This is a genomic window from Pseudomonas sp. BT-42-2 (assembly GCF_025847435.2).
Classification (GTDB): domain Bacteria; phylum Pseudomonadota; class Gammaproteobacteria; order Pseudomonadales; family Pseudomonadaceae; genus Aquipseudomonas; species Aquipseudomonas urmiensis.
In genome coordinates this window covers 255114-266952 of the sequence record NZ_JAOYTM010000008.1, presented here as the reverse complement: position 1 = coordinate 266952, position 11839 = coordinate 255114, and the positions used below count along the sequence as shown (strand labels likewise).

15 protein-coding genes are annotated in these 11839 nt (G+C 62.2%); 1 reads left to right on the top strand and 14 read right to left on the bottom strand.

Features of this window, described 5'->3' with window-relative positions; genetic code table 11:
* Position 1: 1 nt before the first annotated feature.
* The 14 genes from OIU19_RS09640 to trmJ all read right to left on the bottom strand — a co-directional run bounded on the left by OIU19_RS09640 (position 2) and on the right by trmJ (position 10781).
* Positions 2 to 1045, bottom strand: a complete 1044-nt coding sequence (locus OIU19_RS09640) for a RodZ domain-containing protein (RefSeq protein ID WP_264234818.1) — start codon at positions 1043 to 1045, stop codon at positions 2 to 4.
* Positions 1042 to 1803, bottom strand: coding sequence for a type IV pilus biogenesis/stability protein PilW (gene pilW / locus OIU19_RS09635; RefSeq protein ID WP_264234817.1), 762 nt, complete (start codon positions 1801 to 1803; stop codon positions 1042 to 1044). Before pilW ends, OIU19_RS09640 begins: the two co-directional genes overlap by 4 nt.
* A gap of 14 nt (positions 1804 to 1817) precedes the next feature.
* Positions 1818 to 2963: a 23S rRNA (adenine(2503)-C(2))-methyltransferase RlmN gene (rlmN, locus tag OIU19_RS09630; RefSeq protein WP_264234816.1), complete on the bottom strand. Its 1146-nt coding sequence runs from the start codon at positions 2961 to 2963 to the stop codon at positions 1818 to 1820.
* Between the two features lie 28 nt (positions 2964 to 2991).
* The gene (gene ndk / locus OIU19_RS09625; protein WP_045184618.1) at positions 2992 to 3417 is read right to left on the bottom strand and encodes a nucleoside-diphosphate kinase; all 426 of its coding nucleotides are present in this window, start codon (positions 3415 to 3417) and stop codon (positions 2992 to 2994) included.
* Positions 3418 to 3505: 88 nt separating this feature from the next.
* Positions 3506 to 3706: a Fe-S cluster assembly protein IscX gene (iscX, locus tag OIU19_RS09620; RefSeq protein WP_136916531.1), complete on the bottom strand. Its 201-nt coding sequence runs from the start codon at positions 3704 to 3706 to the stop codon at positions 3506 to 3508.
* Positions 3707 to 3720: 14 nt separating this feature from the next.
* Positions 3721 to 4062 (bottom strand): ISC system 2Fe-2S type ferredoxin, encoded by a 342-nt coding sequence (fdx, locus tag OIU19_RS09615; RefSeq protein ID WP_264234815.1) that lies wholly within the window; start codon positions 4060 to 4062, stop codon positions 3721 to 3723.
* 3 nt (positions 4063 to 4065) lie between these two features.
* A complete protein-coding gene (hscA, locus tag OIU19_RS09610) occupies positions 4066 to 5928 on the bottom strand; it encodes a Fe-S protein assembly chaperone HscA (RefSeq protein ID WP_264234814.1) in 1863 nt (620 codons plus the stop codon).
* 41 nt (positions 5929 to 5969) lie between these two features.
* Positions 5970 to 6482 carry a co-chaperone HscB gene (gene hscB, locus OIU19_RS09605; protein WP_186554088.1) on the bottom strand — a complete coding sequence of 171 codons (513 nt, stop codon included), beginning with the start codon at positions 6480 to 6482 and terminating at the stop codon, positions 5970 to 5972.
* An 8-nt stretch (positions 6483 to 6490) separates the two neighbouring features.
* A complete protein-coding gene (iscA, locus tag OIU19_RS09600; RefSeq protein WP_186554089.1) occupies positions 6491 to 6814 on the bottom strand; it encodes an iron-sulfur cluster assembly protein IscA in 324 nt (107 codons plus the stop codon).
* A gap of 44 nt (positions 6815 to 6858) precedes the next feature.
* Positions 6859 to 7245, bottom strand: a complete 387-nt coding sequence (iscU, locus tag OIU19_RS09595) for a Fe-S cluster assembly scaffold IscU (protein ID WP_011532337.1) — start codon at positions 7243 to 7245, stop codon at positions 6859 to 6861.
* Positions 7246 to 7291: 46 nt separating this feature from the next.
* Positions 7292 to 8506, bottom strand: a complete 1215-nt coding sequence (locus tag OIU19_RS09590; protein WP_264234813.1) for an IscS subfamily cysteine desulfurase — start codon at positions 8504 to 8506, stop codon at positions 7292 to 7294.
* Between the two features lie 43 nt (positions 8507 to 8549).
* A complete protein-coding gene (gene iscR, locus OIU19_RS09585) occupies positions 8550 to 9041 on the bottom strand; it encodes a Fe-S cluster assembly transcriptional regulator IscR (RefSeq protein ID WP_042111731.1) in 492 nt (163 codons plus the stop codon).
* Between the two features lie 165 nt (positions 9042 to 9206).
* Positions 9207 to 10022: a serine O-acetyltransferase gene (cysE, locus tag OIU19_RS09580; RefSeq protein WP_264234812.1), complete on the bottom strand. Its 816-nt coding sequence runs from the start codon at positions 10020 to 10022 to the stop codon at positions 9207 to 9209.
* Between the two features lie 3 nt (positions 10023 to 10025).
* Positions 10026 to 10781, bottom strand: coding sequence for a tRNA (cytosine(32)/uridine(32)-2'-O)-methyltransferase TrmJ (gene trmJ, locus OIU19_RS09575; RefSeq protein ID WP_264234811.1), 756 nt, complete (start codon positions 10779 to 10781; stop codon positions 10026 to 10028).
* Between the two features lie 151 nt (positions 10782 to 10932).
* On the opposite strand from trmJ, the gene suhB reads away from it, so the two are divergent.
* Entirely contained in the window at positions 10933 to 11751 is an 819-nt protein-coding gene (suhB, locus tag OIU19_RS09570; protein ID WP_186554093.1) for an inositol-phosphate phosphatase, read from the top strand.
* The last annotated feature ends 88 nt before the right edge of the window (positions 11752 to 11839 follow it).

Sequence of the window (11839 nt, the reverse complement as noted above, 5' to 3'; positions counted from 1 at the left end):
CTTACTGTCCCAACTTCAGGCGAGCGGTTTCGCCACTGGTGAACGGTGCAACGTCGACGGCCTGGCCGTTGTAGCTGACCTGGGCGCCACGGGCAAAGCCCAGGCGTACCGCGAACGGCGGCTTGCCGGTCAGTTCCAGGCTGTCACCTTTGCGCTTGATGGCACTGAACAGCACCTTGCCGTTGCCGTCGGAGACTTGAGTCCAGCAATCGGCGGTGAATTGAATTGCAACCTTGGCGCTGCCGGCTGGGGCCGGGGCGGCAGGTTCGGCGGCGCTCGCCGGCACGCTGGCGGGCGGGGTAGCAGCTGCTGCTACTGGCGGCACTGGCGCGACCGGTGCCACTGGCGCAGCCGCAGCTGCGGGAGCCTGTGCCGCAGCGGCCGGGGCTGCCGGCGCTGGGGTGCTAGCAGTAGCTGCGGGCGTGGCCGGCGCAGTAGCTTCTTCATTGGCGGAGCCGCTGGTCTCGCCGGCAGGTGCCTGCTCGAGCGCCAATGGCTCGGTTTGTGGCTGCTGACCTTCGCTGACGGCCTGGTCTTCTGGCTCGTCCAGCGGGTGAATCTGCGTGGTGCCGTCGGCGCTTTCGACTTCGACGTGCTCCAGGGCGATCTTGGCCAGGTCCTTGCCGCGCAGGCTGGTCTGGTCTTGCCACCAGAAGAAGCCACCGCCGACCACGGCCACCAGCAACAGCAAGCTGACACCGCGCAGGATGTTGTGCGACAGGCGCACCGGCTCTTCAATACGGCCCAGCGCATGCACTTGGCTGCCTTGGGCATGGGTACCGGTGATCTGGTCGAAGGCGGCCACCAGCGGGGCTTGGTCCATGTCCATCAGCTTGGCATAGGCACGGATGTAACCACGGGCGAAGGTGTGCCCTGGCAGCTTGTCGAAGGCGCCGGATTCCAGGTTGTTCAGCGAACTCAAGGTCAGGTTGAGCTTGCGGGCTACCTCGGCTTGCGACCAATCGCGGTTTTCGCGGGCCTGGCGCAAGATCTCACCGGGGTGCTGGCGAGACGCTGCTGCTACTTCGGGATGAGCGGCTTTCATCGTTGCTCCGACAGGTATTGCTGATATTCCGGCGTACCGGGATAAAGTCGTTGTAATTGCTGGCCCAGTTCAGCCACCACGGCCGGTTCAGCGAACACCCGCGCCAGGCGGCTACCCAGCAGCAGGCTGCGGGCTTGCGGGTCGCTCAGCTGGCTGAAACGATCGTAGTAATCACGGGCCGGCACATAATGCCTGTTTTCGTAGGACAACTCAGCCATTTCAAGCAACGCCCTGGGTTGCCGTGGGTTGAGTTGCAGGGCTTTTTCCAAATACTCGCGCGCTTGCTCTGGACGCCCTAGCTTCATGGCGGTCAGTCCAAGGTTTTCAAAGACTCGCGAGCGCTCAGGATACAGGGTATCGGCGCCGGCCTGGCGAAAGACCTGCTCGGCCTGACTAAAACGCCCCTGAGCATATAGGAAACTGCCGTAGTTGTTGCGAATCCGCGTGTCATTGGCGCGCTGCGCCAGGGCCTGGCGAAAATGCTCCTCGGCCAGGGCCGGTTCGCCTTGCGCCTGGAACACCAAGGCCAGGGCGGCATGGGCGTCGGCATCGCGGTCATTCAGGGCCAGGGCTTTGGCCAGCGGCGCCTTGGCCTGCTCGGTCAAACCTTGTTGCAAATAACCCAGGCCCAACTGTACATAAGCCCGCCCCGCCTCGACCCGACCTTGACGGCTGGCCAGCGGATCGCCGGCGCCGCCGGACACGCAGCCGGCCAGCAGCAACAGCGTCAGGATCGACAGCGCGGCGCGCAGGGTCATTGGCAGGTTCTCGGTCAGTGGCGCGCGGCGCTATCTTGCATCTGCACGTCGTCGTTGAGCTGACGCACGGCAATGTAGCGCTCACTGCGGCGGGTGCGGTCCATCACCTGGCCAACCAGCTGACCACAGGCGGCGTCGATATCTTCGCCACGGGTGGTGCGGGTGGTGACGTTGAAACCACCGTGATGGAGCATGTCCTGGAAGCGGCGGATGGCGTTGTTGCTCGGCCGCTCGTAACCGGAATGCGGGAACGGGTTGAACGGGATCAGGTTGATCTTGCACGGCACATCGCGCAGCAGTTCGATCATCTGTGCCGCGTGTTCCGGCTGGTCGTTGACGTCCTTGAGCAAGGTGTACTCGACGGTCAGCACGCGCTTGCCCCCCAGGGTGGCCATGTAGCCCATGCACGACTCCAGCAGCACCTTGAGCGGGTACTTCTTGTTGATCGGTACCAGCTTGTTACGCAGTTCGTCGTTCGGCGCGTGCAGCGACAGCGCCAGGGAAACGTCGATGTGCTTGGCCAGTTCGTCGATCATCGGCACCACGCCGGAAGTGGACAAGGTGACGCGACGCTTGGAAATGCCATAGCCCAGATCATCCATCATGATCTTCATGGCGGCGATGACATTGTCGAAATTGAGCAACGGCTCGCCCATGCCCATCATCACCACGTTGGTAATGGCGCGGTCGACTTTGGCCGGGACGGTGCCGAAGGATTTGTTCGCAAGCCACACCTGGCCAATGACTTCGGCGGCGGTGAGGTTGCTATTGAAGCCTTGCTTGCCGGTGGAGCAGAAACTGCAGTCCAGGGCGCAGCCGGCTTGGGACGAAACGCAGAGGGTACCGCGGTCGTCGGTGGGGATGTAGACGGTCTCGACGCAGCTGCCGGAGGCAACGCGGATCACCCATTTACGGGTGCCGTCGGCGGAAATGTCTTCACTGACCACCTCCGGAGGCCGAATCTCGGCAACAGCCTCGAGCTTTTCGCGCAAGGCCTTGCCGACATTGGTCATGGCGGCGAAATCATCGACGCCAAAATGGTGAATCCATTTCATTACTTGACCGGCACGGAAGCGCTTCTCCCCAATCGAGTCGAAGAACTGTTCCATTTCCGGCTGGGTCAGACCCAACAGGTTGATTTTGCCAGTAGATGTCGTCATGGATTCACCCTCACCCGTAAGCTTTCGCTTAGCGAGTGGTTACCTCGGTAGCAGCGAAGAAGTAAGCGATTTCGCGAGCAGCGGCAGCTTCGGAGTCCGAACCGTGAACGGCGTTGGCGTCGATCGACTCAGCGAAGTCAGCACGGATGGTGCCGGGAGCAGCTTCTTTAGGATTGGTAGCGCCCATCAGCTCACGGTTCAGAGCGATGGCGTTTTCGCCTTCCAGAACCTGAACGACAACTGGACCGGAAGTCATGAAGGCAACCAGGTCACCGAAGAAACCGCGCTCGCTGTGCTCAGCGTAGAAGCCTTCAGCTTCGGCTTTGGACAGTTGCTTGATTTTCGAAGCAACGATTTTCAGACCAGCGTCTTCGAAGCGAGTGGTGATCTTGCCGATGACATTCTTGGCAACTGCGTCAGGCTTGATGATCGAGAAAGTACGTTGAACAGCCATGGTAACTCCAGAAAATTGAGTGTTGCGAAAAATTAAACCCGCGAATTATACGCGGGTTCCAGGGGATTGCCTAACCTGCAGATAACGCTCAGTCGGCTTCTTCGATCCAAGCCGCCTGGATGGCCTCGAGCACTTTCTCACCGCCGCGTGACGGATCGTCGCTAAATTCTGGCAGGGCCAGTACCCAGCGGTGCAGATCGACGAAATTTACATAACGAGGATCGACCTCAGGCTTGCTTTCTGCAAGCTGGATGGCGATCTCAAGTACATCAACCCATTTCAGACTCATGCCAGCCTCCAGACTCAGTGCGGCGCTTCAGCGGCGTGGTTGAGCGAATATTTGGGGATTTCGATGGTCAGGTCTTGATCACCGACCACCACCTGGCAACCCAGGCGCGACTGGGCTTCCAGGCCCCAGGCCTTGTCCAGCATGTCTTCTTCGAGCTCGTCGGCTTCTTCCAGCGAGTCGAAGCCCTGGCGCACGATGCAGTGGCAGGTGGTGCAGGCCTTGACGCCGCCGCAGGCGCTTTCCATTTCGATATGGTGCTCGTGAGCCAGCTCGAGGATGTTGGTGCCAGCCGGCACCTCGACCACCAGGCCCTCCGGGCAGAACTTCTCGTGCGGCAGGAATTTCACCTGGGGCATCGGTTACTCCTCGATCTCATTCAGGTTGCGCCCGGCCAGTGCGGCTTTGACCGTCGAATCAAGGCGACGGGCGGCAAATGCATCGGTCACCTGCGACAGAATCTTGGTCTGTTGCTCGATGGCAGGGCCATCGGTGCCGGCCAGCAAATCACGTAGTTGTTGCATCTGGAAGGCAATAGCCTCGCGCTCTTCGGCGCTTAGCAGGCGCTCGCCATCGGCGTCCAATGCGCCCTGCACCGCTTCGAGCAGGCGTTCGCCGTCGACCTGGTGCTCACGCAGCTGACGGGCCTGCTTGTCGGAACCTGCGTGCTCGAAGGAGTCCTTGAGCATGCGGGCGATCTCACCGTCGGTCAGGCCGTACGACGGCTTGACTTGAATGCTCGATTCCACGCCCGAGCCCAGCTCGCGTGCGGCGACGCTGAGCAGCCCGTCGGCGTCGACCTGGAAGGTCACGCGGATTTTCGCCGCACCCGCCACCATCGCCGGAATGCCGCGCAACTCGAAGCGGGCCAGGGAGCGGCAGTCGCTGATCAGCTCGCGCTCACCCTGCAGGACGTGGATCATCATGGCCGACTGGCCGTCTTTATAAGTGGTGAACTCTTGCGCGCGGGCCACAGGGATCGTGGTATTGCGCGGGATCACCTTCTCCATCAGTCCGCCCATGGTCTCAAGACCGAGCGACAGCGGGATAACGTCCAGCAGCAACAGCTCGCCGCCTTCGCGACGGTTACCCGCCAGCGTATCGGCCTGGATCGCGGCGCCGATGGCGACCACCTGATCGGGGTCGATCGACGTTAGCGGGGTACGGCCAAACAGCGTGCCGACCGCTTCGCGTACACGCGGAACGCGGGTCGAACCACCCACCATGACCACCGCCCCGACCTCTTCGAGCTCGATGCCGCTGTCGCGCACCGCGCGCCGGCAAGCCTTGAGGCTGCGGGCGATCATCGGCTCGATCATCGTTTCGAAGGCCACCCGGCTCAGCTCGCCCTGCCAGGCGCCGTGCTGAACGCTGACTACGTCGGCGTCGGTCAGGGCTTCCTTGGCGGCGCAGGCAGTTTGCAGCAGCAGGCGCTGGGTAGCGGGGTCGAGGTCAGCGGACAAACCCGCTTGCTCGATGATCCAGCCAGCGATCGCATGATCGAAATCGTCACCACCCAAGGCCGTGTCGCCCCCAGTGGCCAGCACTTCGAAGACGCCAGCGGTAAGACGCAGGATGGAGATATCGAACGTACCGCCACCCAGATCGAAGATCGCCACCACGCCTTCGGCGTTCTGGTCCAGACCATAAGCCACGGCAGCAGCGGTCGGCTCATTGAGCAGGCGCAGAACGTTGAGGCCGGCCAGTTTGGCGGCATCTTTGGTGGCTTGGCGCTGGGCGTCGTCGAAGTAGGCCGGGACAGTAATCACCGCCCCTACCAGGTCGCCACCCAAGGTCTGCTCAGCACGCTGGCGCAGCACCTTGAGGATGTCGGCAGACACTTCCACCGGGCTCTTCGGCCCTTGGACGGTGTCGATGAACGGCATGTGCGACTCGCCGCCCACAAAGCGGTAAGGCAGCTGTTCGCCGAGTTGCTTGACGTCTGCCAGGCCACGGCCCATCAGGCGCTTGACCGACAAGATGGTATTGAGCGGGTCGCTGGAGGCAGCGTCGCGCGCAGCCTGGCCGACTTCAACGCGGCCATCGAGGTAGCGCACGGCGGACGGCAGGATGACGCTGCCCTGCGCGTCGGGCAGCGGCTCGCTCAGGCCACTGCGCAAGGCGGCAACCAGAGAATTGGTGGTACCCAGGTCGATCCCCACCGCCAGGCGGCGCTGGTGCGGTTGTGGGCTCTGACCGGGTTCGGCGATCTGCAGTAGGGCCATGCTTATCTAGATACCTTAGGCGTCGTCACGGCAACGCCGGGTTAATCGTCGAGGCGCTCTTCCAACTGGCGCACTTCTTGGGCGAGCTTGTCGAGGAACTGCATGCGGCGCATCAGGCGCTCGGCCTGTTCACGCTGCGCAGCATCATCCCAGCAGGCGGCGAAATCCTCGTTGAGCGTGTCTTGGGCAGCCTTGAGGCGCTTCTTGAACACCGCGACACCGTCCAGATCGTCCAGCTCTTCGAGCTCCTCACGCAGCTCCATCTGCTGCAACAGGAAGTCCGGGTCATGCACGGTGACTTCCTGCGGCACTTCATGGCCACTGATGGCCAGCAGATAGCGGGCACGCCGCGGGGCGCTGCGCAGGGTCTGGTAGGCGTCGTTCAACGCTGCCGAGTTTTCCAGGGCAATGCGCTGTTCACGTTCGGAGGCATCGGCGAAACGGTCCGGATGGACCTCGCGGGCCAGCTCGCGGTAGCGAACGGCCAGCTTGTCGAGGTCCAGACGAAAGCCCGGCTTGAGGTCAAACAGAGCGAAATGGCAAGGAGTACCCACGTCAAGCCTCAGACATTGAAGCTTTCGCCGCAGCCACACTCACCGCGCACGTTGGGGTTGTTGAACTTGAAGCCTTCGTTCAACCCTTCCTTGACGAAGTCGAGCTCAGTACCGTCGAGGTAAACCAGGCTTTTCGGGTCGATGATGACCTTCACGCCGTGGTTCTCGAACACCTGATCTTCAGACGCCACTTCGTCGACGAACTCCAGCACGTAGGCCAGGCCCGAGCAACCGGTGGTGCGCACGGCCAGGCGAATGCCCTCACCCTTGCCGCGCCCGTCGAGGGAACGCCGCACGTGGTTGGCGGCGGCTTCTGTCATGCTGATAGCCATCGGAGCTCCTTTGCTTAGCTGTGCTTACCGTTGAGTCTTGCGACTCAGATCAAGCCTTTCTTCTGCTTGTAGTCGCGTACGGCCGCCTTGATGGCGTCTTCGGCGAGTACCGAGCAGTGGATCTTGACCGGCGGCAGCGCGAGTTCCTCAGCCAGCTGGGTGTTCTTGATGGTTTCGGCTTCGTCCAGGGTCTTGCCCTTCATCCACTCGGTGGCGAGGGAGCTGGAGGCGATGGCCGAACCGCAGCCATAGGTCTTGAACTTGGCGTCTTCGATGACGCCCTGCTCGTTGACCTTGATCTGCAGACGCATCACGTCACCGCAGGCCGGGGCGCCGACCATGCCGGTGCCGACATCCGGATCGTCGGCGTTCATCTTGCCGACGTTACGCGGGTTTTCGTAGTGGTCGATGACCTTTTCACTGTATGCCATGGTGCAATTCCTTCCTCATCAGGGAGCCGCTCTTGCCGGCGACTGCTTAGTGGGCGGCCCACTCGATCTTGGAGATGTCGACGCCGTCTTTGTACATGTCCCACAGCGGCGAGAGCTCACGCAGCTTGTTGACTGCCTTGCAGACTTCCTGCGCGGCGTAGTCGACTTCTTCTTCAGTGGTGAAGCGGCCGAAGGAGAAGCGGATCGAGCTGTGTGCCAGCTCGTCGTTACGGCCCAGAGCGCGCAGTACATAGGACGGCTCGAGCGAAGCGGAGGTGCAGGCCGAACCCGACGATACCGCGATGTCCTTGAGCGACATCAGCAGCGACTCGCCTTCAACGTAGTTGAAGCTCAGGTTCAGGTTGTGCGGCACGCGGGCAGTCTGGCTGCCGTTGACGTAGAGCTCTTCGAGGTCCGAGACCTGCTTGAAGAAGCGGTCGCTCAGGGCCTTGATGCGGACGTTCTCGCTGGCCATTTCCTGCTTGGCAATGGCGAACGCCTCGCCCATGCCGACGATCTGGTGGGTTGGCAGGGTGCCCGAACGCATGCCGCGCTCATGGCCACCGCCGTGAATGATGGCTTCCAGGCGAACCCGTGGCTTGCGGCTGACGTACAGCGCGCCGATGCCTTTCGGGCCGTAGACCTTGTGCGCCGAGAACGACATCAGGTCGACCTTGAGTTTCTGCAGGTCGATTTCGACCTTGCCAGCCGACTGGGCGGCGTCGACATGGAACAGCACGCCGCGCGAACGGGTCAGTTCACCGATGGCGGCGATGTCGTTGATCGAGCCGACTTCGTTGTTGACGTGCATCAGCGAGACCAGGATGGTGTCGTCGCGCAGCGCCGCCTCGACCTGGGCCGGGGTGACGATACCGTCTTCGCCTGGCTCGAGGTAGGTGACTTCGAAACCTTCACGCTCGAGCTGGCGAGCGGTATCCAGGACCGCCTTGTGCTCGATCTTGGAGGTGATGATGTGCTTGCCCTTGGTCTGATAGAAGTGCGCAACACCCTTGAGCGCCAGGTTGTCGGACTCGGTAGCACCGCTGGTCCAGACGATCTCGCGCGGGTCGGCGTTGATCAGCTCGGCTACTTGGCGACGGCCGTTCTCGACCGCTTCCTCGGCGCGCCAGCCGAACACGTGGGAGCGCGAAGCCGGGTTACCGAAGTTTCCGTCGACCAGCAGGCAATCGGCCATCTTCTGGGCCACACGTGGGTCGACCGGGGTGGTCGCGGAGTAATCGAGGTAGATCGGCAACTTCATTGGGTATCTCCTATCAGGCGTTGGCGTCGCTCGTCGTCACGGTTCAGTCGACGGCGGACGTCTCAATCTTGTCCAGCTGGGCGGATCGGCCTGCGACACGGCGCAGGTCCTGGCGCTGGGCGACTTCTTGCACCTCACGGCGCATCACGAGGTCGGCCAGGCTGATGCCACTGAGGAATTCATGAATCTGCTGGCTGAGGTCGCACCACAAGTGGTGAGTCAGGCAGGTGTCACCGGCATGGCAATCCCCCAGGCCCTGGCAGCGGGTGGCATCGACCGATTCATTGACCGCGTCGATGACCTGGGCCACCTGGATGGTTTCCATGCCCCGCGACAGCTGGTAGCCACCGCCTGGACCGCGCACGCTGGAAACCAGACTGCTACGGCGCAGCTTGGCGAACAGCTGTTCCAGATAAGAGAGGGAAATGCCCTGGCGCTCGGAAATGTCGGCCAAAGACACCGGCCCATGCTGCGCGTGCAGTGCCAGGTCAAGCATGGCGGTCACGGCGTATCGGCCTTTGGTAGTCAGTCGCATGGCGTATGGGTACCACGGGAGTTACAAGATGTGAGCGAGTATGCGATTCCCGAGCATTTAAGTCAACTATAAGACCTACTGCTTTAGTCGGGTTTGCATCTGGGAGGCGGGCGCGAGTGTAGCAGACATGGGGCGTGATCACACGCCCCAGATGACGAACTGATGTCAATGCGGCTGGGTGTCGCCCTGCGCGGCTTGCTTGGCGTCGGCCGGCTTGGGCTCGCCCTGAGTCAGCTCGACGAAGTCTTCTTCAGGCAAAGCCGGCAGTTCCTTGCCACAGTAGTCGCTACCCAGGTTGGTCAGGGCGCCACACATGCCCTCCAGGCGCTCGTCGACGGCCTGCAGATGATCGAGCATCTGGCCAATCGCCCGCGCCACCGGATCGGGCATGTCGCCACTGACGCCATAGGCGTCAAAGCCGATTTTCTCGGCCATGGCCTTGCGCTTGGCCTCGACTTCGCTGTCTTCGGTCTTGACGATGATGCGCCCCGGGATACCCACCGCCGTGGCACCTGGCGGCACTTCCTTGGTGACCACGGCGTTGGAGCCGATCTTGGCCCCGGCACCGACGGTAAACGGGCCCAGCACCTTGGCGCCGGCACCGACTACCACGCCGTTCTCCAAGGTGGGGTGGCGCTTGCCTTTATTCCAGCTGGTGCCGCCCAGGGTCACGCCTTGGTAGAGGGTGACGTCATCACCGATCTCAGCGGTCTCGCCAATGACGATACCCATGCCGTGGTCGATGAAGAAGCGCCTACCGATGGTCGCGCCGGGATGGATCTCGATACCGGTCATCCAGCGACCGAAGTTCGACACCAGCCGAGCCAGCCACTTGAAGTCTCGAACCCACAGGGCATGACCGAGACGGTGCAGCCAGATGGCGTGCATCCCCGGGTAGCAGGTCAGCACCTCGAAGGCGTTGCGCGCTGCCGGGTCACGATGAAATACGCTTTGGATATCTTCACGCAGACGTTCAAACATCTTTCAGTCCTTCCGCTTATGCGGCTCGCCTCGGGCGACCTTCTGGGTCTCGGTGAGGATGCCGCGCAAAATGCTCATTTCCGAACGGTCGACCGCGCTACGCCCATACAACCGGCGCAGACGCGCCATCAGGTGCTTGGGCTTCTCGGGATCGAGGAACGCGATATCCACCAGGGTTTTTTCCAGGTGGTCGTAGAAGCGCTCCATTTCGTCCAGGGTCGCCAGCTCGCCGGCGTCCGCTTTCTCGACTTTCGCCGGTGCGCCCTGCTCGACCAGCCAGGCCATGCGCACCTCATAGGCGAGCACCTGGACAGCGGCAGCAAGGTTCAGCGAGCTGAAGTCGGGGTTCGAGGGAATGTGCACGTGGAAGTGACATCGCTGCAGTTCGTCGTTGGTCAGGCCGGCATGCTCGCGCCCGAACACCAGGGCGATTTCCTCACCGCTGGCGGCGCGTTCAACGGCCTTGGCGCCGCACTCACGCGGGTCGAGCATGGGCCAGGGCAGGCTGCGGTCACGGGCACTGGTGCCGATCGCCAGGCTGCAACCGACCAGCGCCTCTTCCAGCGAGCCAACCACTTGGGCGCCATCGAGCACATCGTCGGCGCCGGAGGCACGGGCGCTGGCGTCGGCAGCGGGAAAGTCCAGTGGCTGAACCAGCACCAGGCGCGACAAGCCCATGTTTTTCATGGCACGAGCAGCGCCGCCGATGTTGCCGGGGTGGCTGGTATTGACCAGAACAACACGAATATTCTGCAGCAAGGTGTGTGCTCATTAGATGCGATTGAAGGGGGTATCGATCTTACAGAACCGACCAGCGTAACGCCACGAAAGCAAATGTCACACTTCTGCCGCGGGAGTTTTCTGCTAGAATGTGCGGCTTTCTTCTTTAACATCCCCAGGTGAAACGCCCATGCAGCCTATGCTGAATATCGCCCTGCGCGCTGCTCGCAGCGCCAGTGAACTGATTTTCCGCTCCATCGAACGCCTGGATAGCATCAAGGTCGACGAAAAGGAAGCCAAGGACTACGTCTCCGAGGTTGACCGCGCTGCGGAGCAGAGCATCGTCAACGCCTTGCGCAAGGCTTACCCGAACCACTCCATCCAAGGCGAAGAGACCGGCCTGCACGCTGGCTCCGGCGAAGAAGGCAAGGACTACCTGTGGATCATCGATCCGCTGGATGGCACCACCAACTTCCTGCGTGGCGTTCCTCACTTTGCGGTCAGCATCGCCTGCAAATACCGTGGCCGCCTGGAACACGCCGTGGTCCTCGATCCAGTGCGCCAGGAAGAATTCACCGCCAGCCGTGGCCGTGGCGCCCAAGTCAACGGTCGCCGCCTGCGCGTCAGCTCGCGCACCAGCCTGGAAGGCGCGCTGCTGGGTACCGGCTATCCGTTCCGCGACAACCAGATGGAAGACCTGGACAACTACCTGGGCATGTTCCGCGCCCTGACTGGCCAGACCGCCGGCATCCGCCGCGCCGGCTCCGCCAGCCTGGACCTGGCGTACGTCGCCGCTGGCCGTTTCGACGCCTACTGGGAGTCGGGCCTGTCCGAATGGGACATGGCTGCCGGTGTGCTGCTGGTACAAGAAGCCGGTGGCCTGGTGAGCGACTTCAACGGTGGCCATGACTTCCTCGAGAAGGGCCATATCGTTGCGGGCAATATCAAGTGCTTCAAAGCCGTGCTGACTGCCATCCAGCCGCACGTGCCGCACTCGCTGAAACGCTGAGGCGGATTTCAGCCACAAAAAAAGCACCCTTCGGGGTGCTTTTTTTTGGCTATTGCCCTGGTGAGATGCGTGGAGCGGGCTTGCCCCG

Bases quoted from the DNA above. Each gene is read 5' to 3' on its own strand.
- rlmN (WP_264234816.1), bottom strand. From the start codon at position 2,963: ATGACGACATCTACTGGCAAAATCAACCTGTTGGGTCTGACCCAGCCG.
- iscR (WP_042111731.1), bottom strand. From the start codon at position 9,041: ATGCGACTGACTACCAAAGGCCGATACGCCGTGACCGCCATGCTTGAC.
- hscA (WP_264234814.1), bottom strand. From the start codon at position 5,928: ATGGCCCTACTGCAGATCGCCGAACCCGGTCAGAGCCCACAACCGCAC.
- pilW (WP_264234817.1), bottom strand. From the start codon at position 1,803: ATGACCCTGCGCGCCGCGCTGTCGATCCTGACGCTGTTGCTGCTGGCC.
- suhB (WP_186554093.1), top strand. From the start codon at position 10,933: ATGCAGCCTATGCTGAATATCGCCCTGCGCGCTGCTCGCAGCGCCAGT.
- iscA (WP_186554089.1), bottom strand. From the start codon at position 6,814: ATGGCTATCAGCATGACAGAAGCCGCCGCCAACCACGTGCGGCGTTCC.
- ndk (WP_045184618.1), bottom strand. From the start codon at position 3,417: ATGGCTGTTCAACGTACTTTCTCGATCATCAAGCCTGACGCAGTTGCC.
- iscU (WP_011532337.1), bottom strand. From the start codon at position 7,245: ATGGCATACAGTGAAAAGGTCATCGACCACTACGAAAACCCGCGTAAC.
- iscX (WP_136916531.1), bottom strand. From the start codon at position 3,706: ATGAGTCTGAAATGGGTTGATGTACTTGAGATCGCCATCCAGCTTGCA.
- cysE (WP_264234812.1), bottom strand. From the start codon at position 10,022: ATGTTTGAACGTCTGCGTGAAGATATCCAAAGCGTATTTCATCGTGAC.
- fdx (WP_264234815.1), bottom strand. From the start codon at position 4,062: ATGCCCCAGGTGAAATTCCTGCCGCACGAGAAGTTCTGCCCGGAGGGC.
- OIU19_RS09640 (WP_264234818.1), bottom strand. From the start codon at position 1,045: ATGAAAGCCGCTCATCCCGAAGTAGCAGCAGCGTCTCGCCAGCACCCC.
- OIU19_RS09590 (WP_264234813.1), bottom strand. From the start codon at position 8,506: ATGAAGTTGCCGATCTACCTCGATTACTCCGCGACCACCCCGGTCGAC.